Here is a 23381-nt window from a genome sequence, read left to right as displayed (position 1 = left end):
TCATCCGTTTCAACGCGGCTAACTGAAAACGATTGCGCACCCGAGAACGGACGGAGCACAACCGCGTGTCGGTCTCGTTGTCCATGCACAACCTTCACGAATTACCCATCAGTCGGAGGCGTAAACATCGAAGCTACCTTTGGTAACACTCTGCACGTATGAGGCGGCACCAGCGATCAGCCGAAGCTGCTCGTCCGAAGATGCACTGATGCTGAGGCCTGGCTGCACGATGACGGTTGAGACGCGCGGGAATAGCTGCGGCGCTTGCTGCCGGATTCGGAACAGGGCTTCTCGGTCGCCGATCTCGAACGGGCTGCCTCCAGTCCTTCGCGAATAGGCCTGTGCCCGGCGATCGAGATGCTCAAGCAACGGCAGAGCGCCGTTATCACGCCACCGCGCTCCTCGCATCGCCTGGCCGCAGACCTCATACAAGTCAGCGAGGCGTGCGCCCGCAGTAGTCGCGGAAGAGTACTTGCAATGCACCAGTGTGACGTGAAGATCGCCCTTGTAGACACGGATGCCCACGAGATCAGCTGCTTCACCTGAACGGTCGTCATCGATGAGGGCGTCGAAGGTCTGGTTCTCCGAAAGGTATCGGGCCATGTAGGCCTGGATTGAGTTCGTCTTGCGCTCGACTCCTTGCGATTCCACCGTGATATCGACGCCATTGCCCACCCAGTCAAGCGCTCGAAACTGTTCGCGAGGGTATGGAGGCAGTTCGGTCCGCGGTGCCAGAAGCCGATCATCACCGGTTATCATGCGATCTCCAGACAAGAAAAGCGTTGGCTTGTGGTTGTTGAGCCAGGAGGAGAAGGGCGTCTTCGCGTCCCGCCATCCGACGACCTCTGCCTCATCGCCTAGCGCCCGATAGTGCAGACCATTAGGGCCGAACTGTCCCTCATAGCTCAGTTCCCAGGCTGGGGTCTGGATGGAGAAGTGGAGCGGGCCACTGGTGCGATAGTCATCAATCCTGAACTCAGCATCGGTGATTAGAACGCTTGAATCCTTGTAGCTGAGTCTGGAGGATGTGCCATTTCCCAGGTAGAGGTCCCAAGGCCACTCCATCCCGAGGATCGGGAGGGCTGGTCGCTCCTTCACGTCAACAGGGATGATCATGGATCGGAAAAGCGAGTGAACGTCGACGCTGCCGTCACGCAGCTTGGTTCCTTGCTGCTGGCACCAGGTTCGCCACTCGGCGAGGTTAGGCGCGGTGCGCATCGACCAGAATCTACCCGAGAGTGACGCAGCGATGGACACGCGTTCACCGTCTTCGAAGGCTTTGGCTGCGACGTGCGTGTTGGTCTTGTGCGTGCGCTCAGCCTCCGTCAGCGCCGTCTCCACGTCACTTCCGACATGCATAGAGAACCGCTTGTCACGATCACGGGCGTCGAGAAGCCCAATGTTAGTGGGAATAAGTCGGTTGAGATTCGAGAAGACCTTGAAAGTCTCGTACCCGCTGAGCGGTCTCGGTTCGTGCCCAAGCACAGCCTCCACGACGTCATCGAGGCCGTGCTTCGTGTCAGAACAGTGGACGTAGAGGAGGCCTTGGGCACGATCAAGGTACAAAGCTACGAGGGTGTAGTCAGTCGCGCGAAGCGACGGTATGTCGCCCCAGCGCAGGTCGGCAATGGTCTCGATTACAAACCACGCAATGGTGTCGTCAGCGTTGACGCTGATGAGGTCGTCCAGTACGGAGTCCCCGTAGATGTCCCGCACCGCGAGCGGGTTCCAGTCAACCTTTGATGTCGCGAACGCCTTGGCGCTCATCTTCGGTTCCAGGAGGCCAACGGGAACGTCCGGAGGGTTGTCCACAAATGAGGCTTCGAACTCGCTCACTTCGTTGGCGCGCTCCGTCGCGCGCTCGGTGATGTCGCTGAGTACCTTGTCCCAATCTGGGTCCTCGCGGAGAAGAAACCGCATCGGTGAGAGCGCGTGGCGAGGGTCCTGGCGCACGAAGACACTCGCTCGACCGATCGGCAGCGGAGAGGATGTTCTGGCGAGGCGACCGATGAGCTGCACCATAGGGCTCAATGATCGGTGGGCATCATGGAAGGCCCCTACCTTCAGGGTTGGTAGGTCGAATCCTTCGCCAAGCATGTCGACGCAAACGATCACACGGCTGGTTCGGTCTCGCATAGCTTTGAGAGCCTCTGCTCTGCGCCGTGACGACATAGAGTCGTAAATAGCCTTCGGCGCGAAGTCTGGAGCGAGGCGTGAGTAGAGCGCGTGGATTTCATCAGCCCTCGCTTTGGTTCTTACGCGTGCGAGTAGCAGGTGTTCGTGACCGGCATCCAGGTCCTCCCTAAGTCGACCGACCGCTGCCACCGCCAGAGCCTCATCGTCATTGTCAAGATCGAGCACCGCAGTAAAGTCGATGGTGCTGAAATATCCCTCCTTCTGTGCTTCACGTAGAGGGAACCGGAAAATGACACGGCCTGGCAAGGTGATCCCATCACGACGGAATGGCGTCGCCGTAAATAGGAGCGTCGGCCGGTCCGCGAACACGCGAATAATCTCAGTCCACGTACGCGCAGGAGCATGATGTGCCTCGTCAACAAGCAGATGAGTGAACCCCTCGAAGAATGCCGCCCGTACCCCAGGTTCATTGGCGTGGATTGCGTTTGGGGTCGCGATGACCACGTTTGACGCTTCGACAAAGGCCCTCGCTTCCCCTTCATCGGCGAAGCGCCCTTCTAACCGTCCAACTCTGGGACGCAACGCGCGGAAGTCGACGATGCCTTCGCTTTGCAGGATGCCAAGAGTCTCGAACTTGGTGGCAATCTGATCACGGAGAGCAGACGATGGAACAACCACGAGCACGCGCTCGGGCCGTTGCGCTACAAACCACGCCAACATCGTCTCTGTCTTGCCAGTCCCCGTCGGCATCACGACTATGCCCGGCTCAGACAGGCCGGACGACTGATAGCCGACGATCGAGTGCAGGGCAGCGATTTGCGGGCGGCGCAGACTGTGTGGTCGATCGTGCGCTGTGAATCCAATGGCACCCTCGAAGGACTGGATCACCTCGCTCGCCCGAATCAATTCTTGGCCACCTGTCCAGCTGACTCTGGCGCCCTTGGTGCGACGGACGGGCAGCCTCGCCGTAAGCGGCCCCTCAGCAGGGAGATCCGTGTCGCGAGTAAGGGGCCACTGTCCGAAAGGAGTGCGCACGACTTCGGTGCTCTCGATTGTCTCCAGCACCTCGATGTCGTCGTGTGCAGGAACAAGTAGCTGCCGGATTACATTTTTGCCAGCTACGTGTGACGTAGCCCATACATCCTCTGTCCGATATCCCACGTCAGGCTCCTTCCGGACATGGTTCAGACAATGGCTGCCTGAACCACACAGACCGCATCACTCGGACGAGTCGCTCATTCGCATGTAGCTCGCCGACAGCCACGATGATCACCCTTTGGACGACCTCGGGTCGTTCCCAGGCGCGATTGTGTCCTGAGCGCGAATTGTCCCCTTCAGCGAGCGGACCTGAAGCTCGCCTCCGCCGTCGTTCCCGAGAATCGCACGAGCGCGCTGAATCCCGTCGGACTGTGTAGAAGTGATCGCACTGGCACGATCCGCTCCAGGCTTCCGCACCTCCCAGTCGCCGTCGTTTCGGCGCTGGACCACCCGCTTGTTCGGTTGTGCCATGATTTGAGCCTTTCGCTCGCTTGGGACAATGTCCCGCTATTTCCTGTTGTCTGGATGGTCTTGGACCAGCGTCAGCTTGGGCTGAGGGTCATCGATGTCCGCTAGACGTCGTATATGGCGTGGAGTCATCTGGAGATCATCTGCGACTTGAGTCAAAGGAACGCCTGCTTTGTCGAGCAGGTCGAGCGCAGACTTCAAGATCTCCGGCCGTTCCCCGGGATAGTCGTGAACCGGCATCGGGCGCCGAGTGATCCCGTTCAATGTGATGTATGCACGACGAGCGGTGGACTCGGAGATGAGGTCTAGCTCACGCGACCGGAAGATCAGCGAGTTGATGGAAACTCCCCACCATTGGCTCAGTTCTTCGTACCGGTTGAAGTTGATGCGCGGCGGCAGCTGATCGCGGATCACATCGCGCGGGGTGAGAAACTCGGCCGCGAACATATCCGCCTGCCGTTCCAACTGGCTGTCCGTCCCCTGCCGTCCACGGTGGAGAGCGATGTGCCCAAGCTCGTGCGCTGCGGAAAAGCGGTGCCGCATCACATCATTGGCCTTGTCTGGCGTCAGCACGATCATTGGACGTGGCAGAGCGATGGTTGAGAAGGCATCAATGCGGCTCTTCTCGTCCAGTCCGCTGTCCTCCTTCATGGAGAAGAAGACGGTCAGGATGCCATGCTGTTCGAGCTGGTACACGAGGTGCTGCACGGGCTCCGTGCCGAGCCTCCAGTGTTGGCGCATGGCCCGTGCCGCGGTCACAGGGTCAGGCACGTCCAGCGAGTCAGCGTGAGCCCACGTAGGGAGATCAAGCTCAGGAAACTCGACCCTCTCTTCGAGGTAACAACTGAGTTCCCAGGCTTGCTCAACGTACGCGGTGGCTTGCTGCTGTTGCGTGACCGACGTCGAACGGAGCCGACGAAACGACGCCTCAGCGATGTCAACCTGGACCCGCGGACGTCCGAGCGCAAAGAAACCCGGTGGGACTCCCAGAGCTGCCGCAAGCGCAGCAACCGTCTCCGCACGAGGACGCACCTCTCCGCGCTCATACTGCCCGATGGCGGCAGCTGAGACGCCGACTTTACGATGAAGGTCGGTCTTCGACATCTTGCTGATCCGACGAGCTTGTGACAGCCGGGCCGGATCAAATAGCCTAGCGACCCCTGCGAGATCAACATTTCCGCGTGGTACGGCTTGCACGATCAGGTACCTTCCTGCTCGGACTGCTGCTTACGCAGTTTTACCGAGGTGCGCGGGCGCTCACCGTTGTTGAAGCCAGCAACTGGCCTTTCCGCACTTCGCGACGAATCGACCGTAGAAGGCGTGCGTTCATAGGTGAGCCGTTCGGGGTCAGTGAACTCCAGGTACCGACCGTTCAATCTCGCGGGTGCGAAGTAGATCGTGCCCACACCGTCAGGAGTGCTGCTGTAGTACGGGACAAAGAGTGTCGTGCGGGGCACTGCCAGTTCTACGTGATTGAGAGCCTCCTCAAGCGACGCAGGCTGATCCCCGTCAAGTACGTCGTTGATGTCGAAGAGTCCAGGGTCTGAGTACTTGACGTTGCTCGTAGTCGCGAGTAGCTCACGTCGCGATTCGGTGAGGTAGCTGAGTCGAAAGCGACGAAAGTTACGCGGCATCTGCTTGCCGACGCGCTGCGTGAAGATGAGCGTGTCGCCCATAAACGTCAGCATCCGGCGGGTGCTTGACACCTTCGCCTCGCGATAGGAGGGCAAATCCGACAGAAGGGCACGAAGCTCCTTCTGCACTCCGCGTGCCATGCCCGCACCATAAACGTCTTGGTCCCCATCGGGATCCTCGTACGCCGCGTGGGCACGTGCCGAACGGTCTTGACTCAGCTGGATCGCTGCCGGAATTCGCTCACGGAGCGCCGCGAGCTCCGTGAACTGGAACTCGTTACGCCAATCGTCGCTGTTGTCCTCCTGAGCCATCGGGCCCCTCCTTCGTCATCACGAAGACTGTAACACATAACTTTACTTCTAGTCATCATTTCGTCACAGAAAGCTCTCGATCCTGGTCCCTCCGGTCAATATTCACCACGCTCATCGCTCTAAGTCTGTCATGTTCAGTTGCTTAGATCCCGTTGCTCAGGCTAGAACGGACGCAGTTGACCCGCCCGCGGCACCGACTGCTGGCGCCGCTCGTCGGCCCGATCCACGGAAACGCATGCGCGCATTGCAGCCTCGGCTCTCGCACGGTCGATCTTCTGGGCCGTCAAGTTGGGCTGCGCTCCGACAGGGTCTGGCCCGGCAATCCGGTAGCGATCTCGATACGCAGCAACGACTCGTGCAGATCGTCGCCACCCTGCCAGCCGAGCTGGCTCCCCCGGAAGTGTGCCAAGAGAGACCACCCAGGGTTCACCATCAGCGATGGCTTTGCCGAGCACTGCGTCGGCTCGCTGCGTGATGAGGTCACGACGTTCATCGAGCGCCTGACGCATGTCATCAGCGACCGACCCCATCGCTTCGGGCACGAGCCCTGCAACGAGCCTGGCCGCTTTCCGTGAACGCCCCGACCCAGCGGGCTGAGCAGTCGCCGCGATCAGTCGGTGACGGATGGCCGCAGCGATGTCGTCCGCGTCCCCAAAGCCGCGCGCACGGACAAGACGCGGGAGCACGCTGACCAGGTCATGATGGTTGGCTTCAGCTCGGCGCAGCTCTGCGGTCAAGGGGCCGAACGCATCCGAGCTAATGACCTCATCGGCTTCTTCTGTACTGAGGCCGGATGTCCGTACCAGGGCGGCCCACCGGTCGCGCTGCGCGGCCGCGGCGATCGTCTCGTATTCTGCGGCAAGCTGTGCGATCGTTCCCCAAGACTCTTGTTCGACGGCGATCGTTTCATGCGCGGAAAGTTCGGCGCCGACGTGCTGGAGGACGCTGATAAGCACGCTGCGGCCGGTGATTTCATCGTTCTCACCCGGATGTGGACCATCGTGGGACAGGTCCGGCTTGTCGACGGCCACATAGGCGACGTTGGCGTCACGACCCCGCGTCATCGCCACATAGAGCGTCTCCCGAGACATCGTCGAGTCGACGAGCACGTGGGCAGTGTCGGTGGTGAGGCCTTGCGCGCGGAAGGATGTCACGGCGTAGCCGAGTTCGACGTGCTCAGCTACATAGTCGGCTGGCAGAAGAACGCTGGCCCCCCAGGAACTTCCAGCCCGTCGAACAAGCATCGATCCATCGCGTCGAACATCGACGACGTTCCAGCGATCTCCGTTGCGCACCCAGCCTCGCCCTGCCAGTAGGCGGCGGTCATTGCGGCGCGTGATGACGATATCTCCGCACGCCGTATGGGTTCCATCGTGCAGCTCTGATTCGCGCGTCCCTCGGACAGTTCCGTCGAGGATGAGATCGGTCCGCGCGCGGTTATTGAGCGCGGTCACGGATTCGTTGGCGTCGGAGACGAGAACCGTTGCGCGCCCCGCGACAAGATCGGTGCGCCATGCGGCGTAGGCAGCATCGATCATGCTTTCGGTGTCACCGTCCACGATTCGATCGTGCGCGTCGTAGGTGTCGATAACTTCGGTGTGACCGTGGCGAAGATCGAGAGACGCACGCTTTTCCCAGTCGTGCGTGAAACGGTGAACGTCGATGAGTTCGGGAACGTCATCGCGGTCGTGGGTGAGTAGTCCGAATGCACCGCCCGCGTCGACCGCCTGGAGCTGTGCGTAGTCTCCGACGAGCAACACTTTCGCCCTAGCATCAGCAGCAAGCTGGGTGATTCGGTCCAGGGAAAGCGTTCCCGCGAGTGACGCTTCATCGACGATGACGAGCTGGCCAGGCTGAAAGGTCTCACCGCCTCGCAGTTGGTTCTGCCACCACTTCGCCGTGTTCTCGGTTGCGATACCGAGATCCTGGGCGAGCACTTGTGCCGCACTCGAAGAGGGGGCCAGCCCGACGACGGATCCTTGGCCGTGTTCCTTTTCCCATGCCCGGCGTAGTGCGTTCATGGCGGTCGTTTTCCCGGCGCCAGCCGGGCCGACGAGCAGATCAACGACACGACCGGAGACAGCGATCTTCGTCAGCGCAGACGCTTGGTCTTCCCCAAGCACCAACCCCTCACGGTCAGGCTTCCGCGTGACACGTTCGACCATCTCCAGCGAGACAGTCGGCCCCGTCGTTGTGTGCGCGAGTTGAAGCAGGCGCTCCTCGGCGTCGAGTAACTCACCAGACGAGAACACCGTGGAGTTCTTCGGCCGAAACACCGACGTCTCGTCACTCCTGCGAAAGACGGCAGGGCTGGATGCCAGTTCGGGCGGCGTGAGTCGAATCGACACATCCTCAGCAGCATCCACAACCATGCCGATGATCGCTTCACGATCACGGGTGCTCGCGAAACGGTACTGCATCGTTTGCCGGGCAGCTTCGGCCGTGAGATTCCACCGGCGCCACGTCGAACGCTTTTCCCCAACGATGGTCACAACGCTCTGTCCCAGCCCTCGAACGACGTCAAGCGGTACGTCATCCGCGCGAAGAAGCAACGGCGCGTTGTTCGTGGTGACCTCACGTGCCCAGCCGGTTGCATCACCACCAAGGATGTTGCCCGCTCGCTGCCTCCACTGAGCGGTGAGGTCGGCGAGCGAATGGATCTCCTTCTCCGGTCTTGTCGCGAGCGTCGCCTGGGCGCGCAGCTTGATGATCGTCGCGCTAGAGGGCTGTCTACCGTGCTTCTCCATGTACGCAGCGATGAGACGATCCTTCTCCTCATTGATATGCCGCGAACGCGACGAGAACTCGGACACAAGTTGTTCAGGGACCTTAGCGATGGCCCATGCCGCGTTGCGGTCTCGTCCGCGGTCACGCGTTTCCCACTCAACGCCGAAGAGCCGAGTGAGGTGATCCGCGAACACCGCTTCGTGGAACTCTGAGAGCGCCACGGTTGCAGCGTGGAGGGGCCGTCCGTCCAGGCTTCGCCACTTGTTGTCGAGCACGGTCTGCACCTTGTTGCTGATCACGACGTGCGTGTGCAGATGCGGGTCGCCCGAGCGCGAGTCGTAGTGGTCATACGCTGTCGCGATCAACCCACGCACCTCGACCTGCGCAACGGCACCATCCCCAGGGGTTGCACCGGCGCGAGTGGTTGCAACCTCGCGCTCCATGAACGCAACCACCTCTGCAACCGCCGCATGGTGTGCGTTGACGATGAGAGATTGCGTTCCTGCGTCAGCAACTGCCCACAGTACGGAGGCGGACTTCGGGATGGAGAAGGTGAAGTCGTATCCGGCCACGGCTCGTCGCGTGCCACGCTCGGATTCCTCCGCTTCGATCGCCGCGACTGCTCGCGCCCGAGCGGTAGGACCCAGCTCCAGATCGAGCGCGCTGACTCGCTCACCAACCCGCTCAGCCGCCGATTTGTAAGCCGGGTACGCGCGCCCAAGCGGCTCGCCCGTGACAGGATCACGCCCCATGCCAATCAGCAGCTGGAGCTGGGCCTCGGTGACTTCATCGCCTTCGTGGAGTTGCCCGCTTCCGAGCGTTGGGAGGCCGCTGCCCATCCAGCGTCCCGGCGGCGTACCGTCCGCGTTGTAATACCTCGTCAACGGGGTCGAAAGGTCCCGGTCGCCGTCACCGGCGGCCACTGTGCGCAGCAGGTACTTGTATCCGTCGCCAGCCGACATCACCCGCATCGACACCGTCACCGCAGCTCACCTTCCCTCCATCAAGGAGGAGGTGAACAAGCAGGATCGGTGGCTTCAGAAATCACACGCGGGTGGTCGCGACCTCGATCTGCAAGACGCGTGGTAGCGCGGATGTGCTGGTCCTGCGATGGTCAGAGACGACTGCCTACATGCCGCGCAGATGGTCAACTATCGAGTCCGAACGCCGCCGAGACTTGCTCGATTGTGAACTGCTGACGCAACTTGGCCGCTGTATTCTGATTCGCGAACATTCCGGCCTTCCAGAACCCTTGCTCGCTCGGCACTGTATGGGTCCAAACAATAGGAACAACCCATTCGGCCATGAGGTCATCACCGCCATCCTCATGCCGGTAGTCACCTTCGAGCGGCAGATCCTTCAGCGGTATCCCAACGCCATCCATGCTCACTACCGCCTCATCAAAGCGTCGCGCCTCACCCGTCACTGTGCCCACGCCCACGTAACCCACCTTCGGGATACATGCGAAGACGCGGGCACCCGGTGTGAGGTTTTTGAGTGTCTGCGAGAACCATTTGCCGCCACCGCCAGACACGAAGCCATACTTCCTGCCGTCTGACCACTGACGCCCACCAGTTCGTTCTCCGAAGGAGACATACCAGTCGGAGCCGTTCCACGGTTCGCGGGTTTTCGTCTTCCGCGACAAGGAAGCCGCCTGTGCCGTGGTCTGCCCATCGTGTTCGACGAGCCAGGTGCGGGCCAAGTAAGAGGCCCCGTTGTCGGTGAAGTGGCGGAAGAACACCACGTTGATCGGTACGCCGAAGTCTTCATTGAGGAAACGAACGATTCGTTCGGTTGCGGCATCGACGCTTGCCGCGACAATCGTGAAGACTTGAGATGAATTGACCTCTTCGGGCAATGTTTCATTGAACCGTTCGGCAAATGCTTCTTCTAGTGCGACTCCGGGTCGATACGCCTCGAAAATCGTGTGAATGTCAGTCCGGCTGAGAGTCGAGACCCACGATCCGTAGTCGAGCGCCTGTGCGGTGACGTCGCGTGGGGTCTTGTCGCGCTTCAGTTCAATGACATGCACGGCAGCGGTCTCGTCGAGAGCGAGCAGGTCGATGAAGCCTCCGTGGGCGGTGGAAACCTGCCTGCCGATGATGAGCAGTGTTTCACCGAGCATGGTCGGGTCGGACTCGATGTAGGTTTCGAGCTGCGATTCCAAGCCGAGCGCGGTCGGCACGATGCGGCTCAGCTTGTCGCCGTCAGCTCGCCAAAGGCCCATCTCTACTGCCATGTCACTTTTCCTCTGCCCGGCTACGAAGCCGCTGGGTTTGGGCGTCGTAGTCGTAGTTCACGATCTCTCCGGAAACGATCAGTTCGACGACCTGGTCGATGACGGTACGTGGCGCAACGAACCACTCCGACGGATCGTAGTCGCGACCTTTTCGGTCGATCTGCGTGAGGTTGAGCCGAACCGCAGCGAAGACGCGATGCAGTAGGTTCTCGAACTTCACAACGTTGAGATTGAACGTCTGGTAGCTCGCGACGACCTCCACCGGTGCCATCAAGTACGTCGGTGATTTATCCGCGTTCTTGATCCGATTCTCGACGGGGCCACGGGAGAATCCAATCTTATGCAGGTGCTCCATTTCGGAGATCTGCGGGTCTTCACTGCGCGACCGGAGGACATAGATGTAGCCACTCGCGAGGTCACCGCCGTCGAGCACTTCGTCGTCGTTCAAACCAGTTTGAACGATTGCCTGACCGTCTTGCTCGAAGAGGCGGATCGACAGCGATTGACGATACATGGCCGACTCGGTGCCGTTCTCGAAGATCACACGCAGACGCTGCTTCTGCTCAGTCTTGCCACCGACAACCATCTCGCGAGTTTCGCCGACCTCGGCAACGAAAAGCATGATTCCATTGAGAACGAAGAACCGCCCCTCAGTCACCGTTCGGAGGCCCTTGAACGGCGCCATCTGTGCCGCGCCGTCTGTAAGTTCCGCGTGCTTCGCTTTGAAGAGATGCTCAAACTTGTCGAAGTCTTGAGCCTTCTTGCGCTTCGCCACCGAGTCGATTTCACTCGGAGGTTTACGAGTCGGCAGATCCGAGACATCGAGCAGACCAGACTCATCACCGAGTAAGTCAAGGTCGTCGGCTTCGAGAAGATCGTCGAGTGTCGCGGGGGGCTCAGGAACCTCAAGAAGTCCGAACTCAATATCCAGTGGGTTTAGCGCCGCAATCTTCACGTCATTTGCGAGGATCCCGTCGAGACGGGCACCAAGCTTGCGTTCGGCAATCGTGCGTGTCTGCGAATCGGGGACACGACCCTGCGAGCGTCGGAACTCGACGATCTCCAAGAACGCACGCTCCAGCCGGTCCGCTGAGGTGACTTTCTTCGCCTTCTCAGGCGCATCGAGAAGACCATCGACGTCGGAATCGAGGATCGCGTCAATGTTTGTCGGAAAAACGAAGTCGACCGGGCCGAAGCCCGTCGGTTCTGCGTCGCTCATGCTTCGTCCACCATCTGGGTGGCCCGTGCTGCGGCGTCGCGTTCCTGCTTCTTCCGCTGAAGGAAGAGCACGATTTCTGCGTACCGCTTCTCCGTCGGATCCTCAGAACGAACGTTCGGGCGACCGTTGAGTTTCGCCCACTGCTGCATTTTCGGCCACGCAACCTTGGCCTCATCTTCAGTGACCTCAACTCGGGTCGCGGTGATGGAGTCCTGAATAATTCGCAGCACGGATGGAGTCACCGACTTCGACAGGACCTCGAAGGCGCGCTGGAATGGGTTGACCGAATCGATGAGGTTAATATTAATGTCGTCGATGTTGACAAACTTCTCGGCCATCTTGATGAACCGTTTGTCACCTACTTCGCGAACCTCACCGTTCTTGATCACCGAGTCCACGACAACCTGCTGACGGAGCTCCTCGACCTGCGACTCATCCAGCTCCGGATACCGCTCACGGATGATCTTCGGGATCAATACCTTGTTCGTCGTCTCCGGATCAACCGACCCCGCTGCGGCTTTCGCGAACGTGTCGTCTTGCAGGATCGTTGCCTTTAGATCGTTGAGGTCAGTCTCAATGATTTGTTTGACCCGCTCGGTGGAGGGTTCCTTGAAGCCCTTGATCGTAATGACCCCCGGCGCTTGCGCGTCATCGTCACCGATGCGCTTCATCTTGAACGTGAAGTTCTGTGCGAGCACCTGCTCCATTAGCAAGGACGCCGTGATTGCTTTGAGCATGTTGTTCACCGAGACTTTCACCTCGCCCTGCGAGGCATCGGGTTCGGCGATCAGGTTCGTGAACTGCGCATGCTCTTTACCTTCGCTGTCGCGGGTTACACGACCGATTATCTGGATCACCTCAGTGAGCGACGCCCGGTACCCAACCGTGAGCGCGTGCTCAGCGAACGGCCAGTCAAACCCTTCCTTCGCCATACCGAGCGCGAGGATCACGTCCACCGCATCACGGTCCTTGGATGCGACCGTGGAGAGGTAGTGCAGCGTGTCAGCGCGCTTCTTCTGATCCGTGTCATCCACGAGATCCGCGAGTCGAAGGATCTCTCCGTTGTCGTTCCGACGGATGCTGATGATGCCTGTGTCTGGATGGGTGGACTCAACGTGACCTATCGAGTCAATGATGAACCCGACCTCTTCGATCTTGTCTTTCGTCGACTCACCCGAGTTCACGTTCGGGATATGCACGATCGTCTTCTTGTTCAGGTCGAACACCTCGCCGATCGCATCGGTGTAGCGGCCCTGGTAAAAGTGGTGACCAATGCCAAGCGAGTTCAGGTACTCGTACCCGTTGAGCTGGTCGTAATAGTTGAACGTGACCGGCGTGAAGCGTGCCTCGTCCTCGGCCGAGAGCACCGGCACCGAGTCACCGCGGAAGTACGAGCCGGTCATCGCGACGATGTGGACGTCGGAGCCGTGCATCACCTCACGAAGCAGGGCACCAAGACGATTGGTCTCGGTATCGGCGGAGACGTGATGAAACTCGTCGATCGCAAGCACCGTACCGGCGAAGGCAGCCGGGTCGAGTTTTTCAAACGCGAACCGCAACGTGGCGTGCGTACACACCAGGGTGGCCGCAGTGGGGTCGTTCAGGAAATCGATGAACGCGCCAACCTTGCCCTGTGAAGAGCCAGGGTCGCAGAGATTGTGCTTCGCTTTGACTTCCCAGTCGGCAAAGAATCCAAACTTGGTGAGGCTCGTTGAGGAGAATGAGGCCCCGATCGAGCGTTCTGGGACAGCGACGACTACTTTTTTGCGGCCCTGGTTGTAAAGCTTGTCGAGAGCGACAAACATCAGCGCTCGTGACTTACCCGACGCGGGTGGGGCCTTCACAAGGAGGTGCTGGGCGTCGCGCTTGGCGAAGACACGCTGCTGCATCTCACGCATGCCCATATTGTCCGTGTTGACTGACGCCTTCGTGCGTGCATAGGTCACTTCAACGATGTTGACCGGCTTCTTGATTGCGTTCACTTGCTGATGCTCCTGCTCTTCTTCGCCGGGGCCTTCGCAGCTTCCTCGGCAGTCATGCGTTCGTACATCGCGAACAGATCAGAGAGACGCTGCTCATCGGTCTCGTAACCACGCTTGGAATAGACCGAATCCACCAGTTCATCAACGGCCACATGCGCAGCACGCAGATCGGCAGGCATGACGTCCGGATCGTACAGCTCTGCGAGCGTCTTCTCGCAGTGGTACTCACGCACATCCAGCACTCGCAGCGCCACCACAGTGAGTTGTTCCTTCACTGCATCAGAGAGCTGCGGGACCGGGAAATTGTTGTACACGATGTAGGCCCCATAGCGAATCCGAGTCTCAAGTCTTCCAGCAACAGCCCGCAACCACGCGTTGTGCATCTGGGAAGTTAATAGTGCAAATAGCCAAGGTTTCGCATTGTAGACTGCGTTTGCGGCGTCCGAGATCACAGTGTTCTTGTCGAGGTAACCCATCGGCACGTAGTTGCGTCGTTCAGACGACACGCGGGGAACGACGATCGACTCCGTCGGTTTATACGCCACTTGCTTAAAGCGATTTGGGTGCGCTGCGAAGGCCTTGACGCCAGCTTCGTCACGTCCTTCTCGCCAAGTAGCAACCGCAGTAAGCCGCCTCGAAATCGGTTCGATCCTCCGGACGGCCGCAACTTCGCTATCTGTGACCCACACGCAGTAACGCGCAGTGTCATTGATGAACTCTTCCGAGCCGACGTATCTCTTTAGATATCGATCAGCATCAGGGTTATCAGCGACTGCTTTGTATCGTTCCTCGGCATCAAGAATCAGATTCCCGCCATCTTTAGCCATAGAGCCAAGCACCATGCGCGGTAGGCCGACGCTGATTGGCTTGGTCCTTCGATATACGAAAACTGAAGGTGCGTCGGCAAGATAGCCGTTGATGTTCTCGGCTTTGACTTGCAGGCCATCAGTAAAGATGTATTTAAGGCCCGACCGTTCTGTACGAAGGTTCACGACAATTACCGCGACGCCCGCATTCCGCTTAGCATTATTCTCCCATTTGAAGGAGGTGTACGCGTAACCGATCTCGATTCTCTTCGCAAAGATCATCGGGAACATGAGCCCGACATGCTCTCCCTGCGACACAGAGTTGGTCGTTACGAACGCAAGTTCAGCACGAGTCCCTTCGATGTAGTCGGCTCCCTTGACGAACCATAACGCGATGTAATCGAGATCCTTTGAATGCGGTCGATTCCCGAAGACGAACGGGTAATCTGCCTTCATCTCCTTGCTCTGCGATTTGCCTCCCTTGTACGGAGGGTTTCCTATCAAATAAACCTCGCCGCCGTCATTCGGACACACGGCATTCCAGTCGACGCGGGTGGCGTTTCCCTGCTGGATTTGACCGGTCTCCTTCAGGGGGATCAGCGGGATGGAGACACCGAACTTGTCTTTGAACTCACTGTTCATCTGATGCTTCGCGATCCACAGGGAGAGGATTGCGACCTCGACCGCGAAGTCGTCAATCTCGATGCCAAAGAAGTTCTCAATATTGACTTTCGACTCTGCGTAGAGCACTTGATGTCTCTGGTCGAGGTCAGCGAGACGCTCCAGAATCGCGTGCTCCACGCGGCGCAATTCCTTGTATGCAATGACTAGGAAGTTGCCCGATCCACAGGCCGGATCGAAGACCTTGATCGCGCTGATCCGCCCCAGCAGCGCTTCGAGCCTCTTGGCTGACTCGAACCCTGCATCGAACTGCGCTTTGAGTTCGTCAAGGAAGAGAGGCTCGATGGTCTTGAGGATGTTCGGTACTGAGGTGTAGTGCTGGCCGAGGTCGCTGCGCTTGCCGGGGGTGACGATCGCTTGGAACATTGACCCAAAGATGTCGGGGTTAATCTCCCGCCAGATCAGCGTGCCCGACTCGATCAACAGTTCGCGAGCTTTCTTCGTGAATCGCGGCACTACATGCTCAGTCGACACCGTGAACAGTCGCCCGTTAACGTATGGGAATCCCGCCAGATGCTTGGGCTTGTCCTCGGAACGTTCGGTGTCGAGCGCGGTAAACAAGGCAGTGAGAAAGTCAGCGACGTCCGACCCGTCGGCCTGAGTGTGGGACCCGACCGCATTAGTGAACTGGTTATCGTCAAAGATTCCGGTGTCTTCGGCGAAGAAACAGAACAGTAGCCGGGTGAAGAAAATGTTGAGTGAGTGCCGCCCGTTGGGGACATCGAGGAGACTCGGGTTCGCCACGAGCAGCTCGTCGAACAGCTTACCCATCCGCTCCGCTGCCTTGACATCCGCGTGCGCTTCGGCAGCGTACTGGGACTTCTCCATACCCGCCCAGGGCAGAAAGAAAGTGAAATATTCGTCGATATTCCGGATCGGAAAACCGATGGTCTCGCCGGTCTTCGTGTCCGTGGCGACAACTTCTGTGTAATCGGTGACGATCACAAATCGGGTGTTGAATCGCACCACCGCCGGTGAAGTCTTCAGCGCATCGTTCACTGCGAGCGGGTCGCCAACTGTCTCCTTGAAGTAGACGACATTTTTCTGCGCAACTTCGGTCTCAGGATCTACGGCGACACTCAGCGTACCGTTCCGGAGACGCGTGACGTTGCCCTGCGGCTTGCCATAAGCGAGGAGTAGATCGAAGATGAACTGGCGGTCGTAGGTGTCACGGCCCCCGAGTGGCGCAACTCGATCCTCGACAGCTTTGAGGTTAAGCCTCACCATGGAATGTCTACTTTCATAAGGCTCATCTCACCAGAGACCAGCGACAAGGCTGAAGTCATGCGCCCGCCTCCGCCGCAGCAGCCCCGCCTCGGCGCACCCAGTCATCAACCTCGCTTGCCTGAAACTTCCACAGGCGCCCGATCTTGTGCGCAGGCATGTTCTTCTCGGCGATCCAGGTGTAGACGGTGTCCTTAGTGACGCCAAGATGCGTCGCAATGTCATCGGCAGACATCCATGGCTCAGTCACGTCTCTCCTCCGTCTCGACCCGCGCAGGCCGACATTCCCGATGATATCGGAGTGACAGCGGGTTGAGTAGGGTTTTTCCGGGTGTGAACCGGCCTACCGCCCCTCGCGAGATCGCGCGCATCACGTTGCAGATCAAGAAGGCAGCTGCTTCGCGAGCCAGGCGCTGACTGCAGAGCGCCATCGCGACGGGTCGGAGTTCCAAGCAAGCGTGTGCCCTGCATCAAAGGATTCCAGTTGGACAAGGTCAGGACGTCGATCGCGGAGTGCTTCCGAGACGTTGATAGGAGCTGAGTCATCCTTGGCTCCGTGAAGGATCAGCATGGGCACGGTGAGTTCTTCGGCGAACTGCACCCAATCGAACTCTCGAAGCGGGATAGCACTCGGCAGCCCAGTCATGCGAGCAAGCGGGCCGAGCGTCAACCACAGGGTCGCGAGATTCCCTGCCGCTGCGGGCAAACCGCTGCGCGCGCAGTTTGCTTTGATCACGTCGATCCAGTTGAGAACTGGCGAGTCCAAAACAAGTCCCGCGATCACACCGCGCTCTCGTGTGCGACTCGCAATTCGTAGCGCGATCGCGGCACCCATCGACCAACCAAACAGCACGATCCGTTGCGCGCCGTTCTGGATCGCGAAGTCCACTGCGGCTACGGCATCTTCAGCCTCCGTGAAGCCAAGCGTTGAGCACCCGGTACCGAACCGGGGGCCCTCGCCGTCATTGCGATAGCTGATGACGAGCGATGTGTAGCCCAGCTCCGCGGCAACCTGCGCGCCGCGCAACGTTCCGGCCCGAGTGCTCCCCAGACCATGGATGTGGATCGCCCAGGTCGAGCAGTCCTCTTCGCCCTCAATGAGCCATGCCGGGGCTGCTCCTGCAACTGTGTCGATCGAGACGTCCGTGGCGCTGAGGCCTGCATCGGCTGAATTTGCGAAGTAAATCCCGCTCCATGAGAAGCGGTCGCCAGCGCAGGCGAGAAAGTCGTTTGCTGAATCCATGACAACCCGGGCGATCCGGTCAGTGCCTCGGTCAAGCACTTCGTCGGATACTCGCACCCAGTCGCCCGTCTCGAACCACAGGTTGTAGACACCACGCGCGGCAGTCTCGCGTGTGCGGTCGAGGACCAGTAGTCGCCGATCTCCATCAACCTCCACGTCGCGGATGGTCAGGTCGAAGTTCCTTGGGCCTACCGGTGCGGTCAGCCTCCGGGCGATAGTCCCTCCGAGACTCAGACCTCCCGCGGTGAGCAGCGCCGCGCCCTCAGCGATGATCCGTCTCATACCTGTCCTCGTTCGCGTGCAGCGCGACCAGGCAGAGGTTCACGTGTGTCGCGCGCAATAGCCCCCAAGAGGTGAGCCTCGGCTCGCTCCAGCAATGCACGATCGGGTCCAGTGACTTCGAAGGAGACGCGTGGATCGATCATGGCGTCACGGATCTCGACGATCTCGCGGTGAAGGCGTACCTCTGGGTCATCCAGGCTCGACCCGAGCGAGTTCGTGCCGCTGAGTCCCGGCCGCACGAGTGTTGCTCGACGCCAGAGCGGCTCCAGCTCTCGCACCATCTCAGCTGTCTGCGCGCGTCGCGCGCGATCCCGCACGTATCGGACCATTGGTTGCCCTACGAAGCCGGCGCACAGAAAGACAAAAGCGAGTAGAGATAGCGGCCCATACGTTGCGCCGACCGCGTTCATGAGTTCGAGGTTGCCTGAGATGTGAGCAACATCCATAACGATCACCACCACGCAGAGTGTGACGCCCGAAACGGAGCCAATGAACAGCAGCGCTGGCGGAATGCGGTGGATGCCATCGCCAAGCCGGAACTGGCGTGTCGCCAGCGCGAGCATCGCGGTAACGACGATCCCGCAGTACGTGAAAGCGACGATCGAATACGTCGCGGCCCACGGTTGGGCGCCGAGATCAATCATGAAATTGACCGTCGTTGGCCCTCGATCGATGAGAGTGAAGGCCACTGAGGCGCCAAGGAGTGCGATGAACAGTGCGGAGCGACCAACGGCCGCGCGCACCAAACGAGGGCGATACTCCCCCGCTTTCATTGCTGCCCGGCCAAGGAAAAAGAGGCCAATCATCAAGAGGACATCTGAGAGCAGCGTGGCCAGATTGGTTGCGCCAAGAACTCGATCGACGACGACGTAGATCGCATCGACGTTGAGTGTCATCGCGATAGCAATGGTGAGCGCAGAATACGTGATGCTGCGGTCTGTGCGCCCGCGCCGCAGGATGAGCAGGCTCGACACAAGCACCCACATGAGCGCAGCGACGAGCGTCTGAATCATGCGAATATCTCCGAGTAGCGAGACTCCGCGAAGGCCGAACCGCGGATCCCTGCCGCGAGCCGGTCAGCCAACGACTCTGCAGCGATCTCAGTGCCTGTGTCGAGGTCCTGGCGCCTGAGCAAACGTCCGCGAGTGTGCGGTGGGATGTCGGGCAGCAGGGCATCCACCTCGGAGCACTCGTCACCGTCGCAGTGCCCAAGAATCATGTGAGCAAACTCATGCAGAACGAACTGCTGTCGGTGCAGAACCGAATCACTGTGGGCGTGGAGGATCAGATCCTCAGTATCAGTAGTCAGCCAGACGGCGCAGATGCCATCGTGGTCGCCAAGTTCAGCAAGCTCAACGACCCGCAGCTTCCGTTGTCTGCGCTGCCGCACAGCGTCGAACAAGGCGTCGAAAGTGAAGACTCCGCCCAGAGCAAGATCAGCGACAGCCGTAGACACAGTCAGTTCGATATTCATGCTCTGCTCACCCTCCTTCGAGAGCATCTACCGGCGTTGTTCCGCACCGGGGGCACCGTCACTGCTCGATTGTGTGTGCCATTTCTTCATCTAGGAACCTGCTGATGGCTTGGAGAGCTTTCGGTGAAATATCTCCCAGGGTGCGGGCCGCGTAGGACTTAACCTTCGCCGCCCGCATTGAGCGCACAAGATCGAGCTGTGCGCTCACTCGCGGCGGAACCTCGGCCCCATCAGAACCGACAAGGAAGTCAGCGTCGACGTCGAAGAACGCTGCCAACCCTTCGAACACCTCGGGGTCTTGCACATACCTATGGCCATTCACCATGTAGGTCCACCGCGATCTCGACAGGTTGGTGCCGCGTTCGCTTAGGTAGGCGGCGATCTGCGAATACGTGGGTTCAACACCGGACTCGGTGATCGCAACGTCAAGCAGCAGCCGCAGGCGTTTCGCGAGATCCGCAGCGGCGGCTTTGCTCTCGTTCTCGGTCATTTGTGCTGACCCCCTTCCGTTCGGGACGGGTAGGTATCGGCGACGGCCACCCCGGCGAGGTGTTGCGCATGCTCAATATAGCCGTTGAGCATGCACAAATCAAGGGTTGCGCATGCTCAATTGTCATGTTAGAACGGAAGACCCAGACCATTTGAGCATGCTCAACCTTAATGATTCGGCGTGATGGTACCGCTGCTCAAAGGGAGGCGGACCATGCCCAGATTCGAGGCGATGATGCTCGTTCACTCAGTCGCGCGTAGTCACAGCACGCTCATGACATCCCGGCGAGTATGCCGCTCCGCGTCACCGCGACTTGGGCATCCTCGCTCACCTCACAGGTGTATCGCCACACGCTTCTGCGTCATGGCGCATCGAACAGGAGGCGGGTCAATGGCATCGACAGACGATCGCCGCGAAGCGCGGGAGGCAAAGCTCGATGAGTTGCACGAGAAGCTGACCGAGGCTGTCGATCAGCTGGTATCTGGCGAAGACTGGGCCAAGGCGATCGCCTTCGCGGCTCGGTTCCGCAGTCGCTCGTTCAACAACACACTGCTGATCTGGATGCAGCACACCGCGGCGCATGAGGCAGGCCTGGTGCCGGATCCGATGCCTTCGTACGTGGCCGGATACAAACAGTGGCAGCAGCTCGGACACCAGGTCGAGAAGGGTCAGCCCGGCTATCAGATTCTCGCTCCAGTTACCGGCCGCTTCGCCTCGTCATCGCCATCCGACCCGACATCGTGGCGACGACTCAACCGGTACGAGAAGCCTCGCCCCGGCGAGCAAGTTCGGTCGAAGATGGTCGGCGTCCGCCCCGCCTACGTCTGGGATGCCGCACAGACCTCGGGCGATCCGGTCCCAGAACCGCCGACGCCGAAACTGCTGCAGGGCGAGGCTCCTTCGGGGCTCCGGGACGGAATCGTGCAGCAGATCGAAGCAGCCGGATTCCAGGTGCATGGCGTGGCGCACGCGGGCTTGATCTATGGCGCGAACGGCGTGACCGACTATGCGGAGAAAACAGTCAGCGTCCGCGAGAACATGGACCCGGCAGCTCAAGTGAAGACGCTAGCTCACGAACTCGCACATGTCCTCATGCACGGGCCCGATCAGGGAGATGCCCGTCAGCACCGCGGCATTGGTGAAGTCGAGGCCGAGTCAGTAGCGCTCATGGTGGGCGCGGCACACGGCATGGATACCACCGTCTACACGATCCCCTATGTCTCGACGTGGGCAGCTCAAGTCGATGGCGAGGAGCCGTCGAAGATTGTTCGGGCGACCGGTGAGCGAGTCCGTGCGACAGCGATGAAAATTCTCGATCAACTCGACACGCAGTTGACCGGTGACGGCACTCCTCCGGGGCTTGATCGGGAATCGACTCGTCACAGCTCCAAGGTAGTAGAACGCACGGGCGTTTCACCCTCAACCAGGGCCACCGCGGCGTCACACCAGGTGGCGTTGGCCGATGCGCGAGGGCTGCGATGAATGCGCCGGAAGCATTCATGACGACGCTCGATCACATTGGTCGCTGGGTCTCCCTCCGTCAGAGCGCGCTCGCGTTCGCAGCTTCCGGCGTCCCCGTGTTTCCCTGCGCCGCGGGCGGGAAGCGCCCCGCCGTTGCTGGAGGGTTTCATTCGGCCAGCAGCGATCCCGAGTTGGTTCATCGCTGGTGGGCCGCAATGCCGTCAGCAAATATCGGGATGCCGACCGGCGCCGCCACTGGCCTTGTCGTGATCGACGTCGACGTGCACGGCTCCGTCAACGGTTACGACGCACTCGATGGCGCCAAGCGCGACGGACTGATTGAAGGTTGGGAAGCCACAGTCAGGACTCCATCCGGCGGGCTGCACCTCTTCTTCCCGGCGGACGGGAACAGCGAGCAGCGCTCCTGGCAATCCGCACGGACTGGAATCGACTTCCGCGGTGACGGGGGCTATGTCATCGTCCCGCCGTCGCTGCGCACCCTCGCGGGGTCGACGCAACGATATGAGGTCCTCCAGTTGGCTGGTGCACCAGGTCGTGCACTCGATTCGCAGCGTCTCCGCGACCATCTCGATCCACCGCCACGTGATAAGTCACGTCGAAGTGGGCAGTCGACGCAACAGTCCGTTGACGTGCATCGGCTGGCCGAATGGGTTGCGCGACGCCAGGAAGGCGAACGCAACCATGGGCTCTTCTGGGCCGCGTGCAAGATGGCCGAGCACATGGTGCCGACCAGCGAGGCGCTCGACGCGCTCAACGCCGCCGCCGAACAGGCCGGTCTCAGCCAGCGCGAAACTGCGACAACCGTCCGGTCTGCATACCGGGCGGTGCAGGGTGCACCTCCGCAGCGATCGATACCGGCCAGCGTGACAACGTCACGCGATCGGCCACAGCCCGCATCAAACCCACGGGCACTGGCATGAGTGATTTCAACGCGCGACGATGGGCCGTCATGACGGCCGTCGCAGGCACCGTCTTCATTGCCGCGGGAGCTTTCTGGCTGTCATTCACCTCGCTTGCTGACCTTGCCGCCCGTTCAGGGATTGGTGCTGGGCAAGCCTGGGCGTGGCCGCTCATTGTCGACGGCGTCATCGTCGTATCGACCGTCGCCGTCGTCGCTCTGGCCGGAGCACGCGCCGCCTGGTACCCGTGGACTCTGCTCGCTGGAGCCGCGGCCGTGTCGGTGACAGCTAATTCGATTCACGCGGTCGTCGCGGCGGATGCCGATGTTCCGAGCCTTCTCGCCGCGGCGGTGGCGGCCGTTCCACCGCTGGTCTTGCTGGCGATCACTCACCTCACCGTGCTCCTCATCCGCATTCCCGAGCGTCCCGAAGCCGCTCGCAAGACCACGACGCAGACCTCGCCCCAGGAGTCTGCGGTGGCTTTACGCACGGAGGGGTGGTCGAACAAGAGGATCGCGCGTGAGCTGAGTGTGCACCCTTCGACTGTGGGTCGCTGGTTCGCCAACAACCCGCTCGATCAGGAGCGCACGATGGCGCCCGCATCCACAACGCCGCACGAGGAGGAATTGAAATGAACGATGTAGAAAAGGATGGCAGGGCTGTCGTCGCCGATGAACATTCCGTGACGGTGGCGAGCGCGCCGGAAGCAGTTGAGGCAGCGAGCGTTCGAGGTCATCGCAATGGCGCTGGAATCGACCCCGCGTTCTATCGCGGCCGCGGAGTCGAGTGGGTGCGGCCGACTGATCTGATGGTGCGCGGTGGGTCGCGCGTTGCCGGGGCAGGGATCAACTTCCAGGCCGAGCTTCGGCGTCGCACGTACCAGGCGACCGCGACCAGCGCCCGAGGTGTTGCAGAGAGAGTCCGGCGCCTCCCCCCGTTGTCCGCGTTCGGACATGGCAGCTCCAGACGAGGGGCCGAGCGAGGCGCGATCGGGACACCCTGATCGTCGGGCACGGCATCTCATGGGCACTTCGTTGACATCCAG

At 60.3% G+C, this 23381-nt stretch carries 18 protein-coding genes; 4 read left to right on the top strand and 14 right to left on the bottom strand.

Features of this window, described 5'->3' with window-relative positions; all coding sequences use genetic code 11:
* Positions 1 to 108 precede the first annotated feature (108 nt).
* The 14 genes from QMG83_RS06680 to QMG83_RS06620 form a co-directional block, all read right to left on the bottom strand.
* The gene (locus QMG83_RS06680) at positions 109 to 3297 is read right to left on the bottom strand and encodes a DEAD/DEAH box helicase (protein WP_283504602.1); all 3189 of its coding nucleotides are present in this window, start codon (positions 3295 to 3297) and stop codon (positions 109 to 111) included.
* 108 nt (positions 3298 to 3405) lie between these two features.
* Positions 3406 to 3645 carry a DUF2188 domain-containing protein gene (locus QMG83_RS15450; protein WP_502949010.1) on the bottom strand — a complete coding sequence of 80 codons (240 nt, stop codon included), beginning with the start codon at positions 3643 to 3645 and terminating at the stop codon, positions 3406 to 3408.
* 36 nt (positions 3646 to 3681) lie between these two features.
* Positions 3682 to 4839, bottom strand: a complete 1158-nt coding sequence (locus QMG83_RS06675; RefSeq protein WP_283504601.1) for an XRE family transcriptional regulator — start codon at positions 4837 to 4839, stop codon at positions 3682 to 3684.
* 2 nt (positions 4840 to 4841) lie between these two features.
* Positions 4842 to 5588, bottom strand: a complete 747-nt coding sequence (locus tag QMG83_RS06670; protein ID WP_283504600.1) for a hypothetical protein — start codon at positions 5586 to 5588, stop codon at positions 4842 to 4844.
* A 161-nt stretch (positions 5589 to 5749) separates the two neighbouring features.
* Positions 5750 to 9298 (bottom strand): MobF family relaxase, encoded by a 3549-nt coding sequence (gene mobF / locus QMG83_RS06665; protein WP_502949009.1) that lies wholly within the window; start codon positions 9296 to 9298, stop codon positions 5750 to 5752.
* A gap of 164 nt (positions 9299 to 9462) precedes the next feature.
* Positions 9463 to 10554 (bottom strand): DUF8606 domain-containing protein, encoded by a 1092-nt coding sequence (locus QMG83_RS06660; RefSeq protein ID WP_283504599.1) that lies wholly within the window; start codon positions 10552 to 10554, stop codon positions 9463 to 9465.
* 1 nt (position 10555) lies between these two features.
* A complete protein-coding gene (locus QMG83_RS06655) occupies positions 10556 to 11773 on the bottom strand; it encodes a GIY-YIG nuclease family protein (RefSeq protein ID WP_283504598.1) in 1218 nt (405 codons plus the stop codon).
* Positions 11770 to 13755: a DEAD/DEAH box helicase gene (locus tag QMG83_RS06650; protein WP_283504597.1), complete on the bottom strand. Its 1986-nt coding sequence runs from the start codon at positions 13753 to 13755 to the stop codon at positions 11770 to 11772. The genes QMG83_RS06655 and QMG83_RS06650 overlap by 4 nt, the downstream gene beginning before the upstream one ends.
* Positions 13752 to 16469 (bottom strand): DNA methyltransferase, encoded by a 2718-nt coding sequence (locus QMG83_RS06645; RefSeq protein WP_283504596.1) that lies wholly within the window; start codon positions 16467 to 16469, stop codon positions 13752 to 13754. Before QMG83_RS06645 ends, QMG83_RS06650 begins: the two co-directional genes overlap by 4 nt.
* 55 nt (positions 16470 to 16524) lie before the next feature.
* On the bottom strand, positions 16525 to 16716 hold the full coding sequence (locus QMG83_RS06640; RefSeq protein ID WP_283504595.1) for a helix-turn-helix domain-containing protein: 192 nt from the start codon (positions 16714 to 16716) through the stop codon (positions 16525 to 16527).
* Between the two features lie 132 nt (positions 16717 to 16848).
* Positions 16849 to 17991: an alpha/beta hydrolase family protein gene (locus QMG83_RS06635; RefSeq protein WP_283504594.1), complete on the bottom strand. Its 1143-nt coding sequence runs from the start codon at positions 17989 to 17991 to the stop codon at positions 16849 to 16851.
* Complete coding sequence (locus QMG83_RS06630; RefSeq protein WP_283504593.1) at positions 17988 to 19004, bottom strand: DUF6545 domain-containing protein; 1017 nt, start codon at positions 19002 to 19004, stop codon at positions 17988 to 17990. Before QMG83_RS06630 ends, QMG83_RS06635 begins: the two co-directional genes overlap by 4 nt.
* Positions 19001 to 19465, bottom strand: coding sequence for a hypothetical protein (locus QMG83_RS06625; RefSeq protein ID WP_283504592.1), 465 nt, complete (start codon positions 19463 to 19465; stop codon positions 19001 to 19003). The genes QMG83_RS06630 and QMG83_RS06625 overlap by 4 nt, the downstream gene beginning before the upstream one ends.
* Before the next feature lie 58 nt (positions 19466 to 19523).
* Entirely contained in the window at positions 19524 to 19955 is a 432-nt protein-coding gene (locus QMG83_RS06620; RefSeq protein ID WP_283504591.1) for a hypothetical protein, read from the bottom strand.
* Positions 19956 to 20345: 390 nt separating this feature from the next.
* Here QMG83_RS06620 and QMG83_RS06615 point away from each other — a divergent pair, with 390 nt between their 5' ends.
* The 4 genes from QMG83_RS06615 to QMG83_RS06600 are packed head-to-tail and all read left to right on the top strand — an operon-like array spanning position 20346 to position 23339.
* Positions 20346 to 21437, top strand: a complete 1092-nt coding sequence (locus QMG83_RS06615) for an ArdC-like ssDNA-binding domain-containing protein (RefSeq protein ID WP_283504590.1) — start codon at positions 20346 to 20348, stop codon at positions 21435 to 21437.
* A gap of 17 nt (positions 21438 to 21454) precedes the next feature.
* Positions 21455 to 22357, top strand: a complete 903-nt coding sequence (locus QMG83_RS06610) for a bifunctional DNA primase/polymerase (protein ID WP_283504589.1) — start codon at positions 21455 to 21457, stop codon at positions 22355 to 22357.
* Positions 22354 to 22971 carry a DUF2637 domain-containing protein gene (locus tag QMG83_RS06605; RefSeq protein ID WP_283504588.1) on the top strand — a complete coding sequence of 206 codons (618 nt, stop codon included), beginning with the start codon at positions 22354 to 22356 and terminating at the stop codon, positions 22969 to 22971. Before QMG83_RS06610 ends, QMG83_RS06605 begins: the two co-directional genes overlap by 4 nt.
* Complete coding sequence (locus tag QMG83_RS06600; protein WP_283504587.1) at positions 22968 to 23339, top strand: hypothetical protein; 372 nt, start codon at positions 22968 to 22970, stop codon at positions 23337 to 23339. Before QMG83_RS06605 ends, QMG83_RS06600 begins: the two co-directional genes overlap by 4 nt.
* The last annotated feature ends 42 nt before the right edge of the window (positions 23340 to 23381 follow it).

The organism is Salinibacterium sp. G-O1, assembly GCF_030063305.1.
Lineage (GTDB): Bacteria > Actinomycetota > Actinomycetes > Actinomycetales > Microbacteriaceae > Rhodoglobus.
The sequence above is the reverse complement of the archived record's forward strand: the minus strand, read 5'-3'. Positions and strand labels throughout refer to the sequence as shown.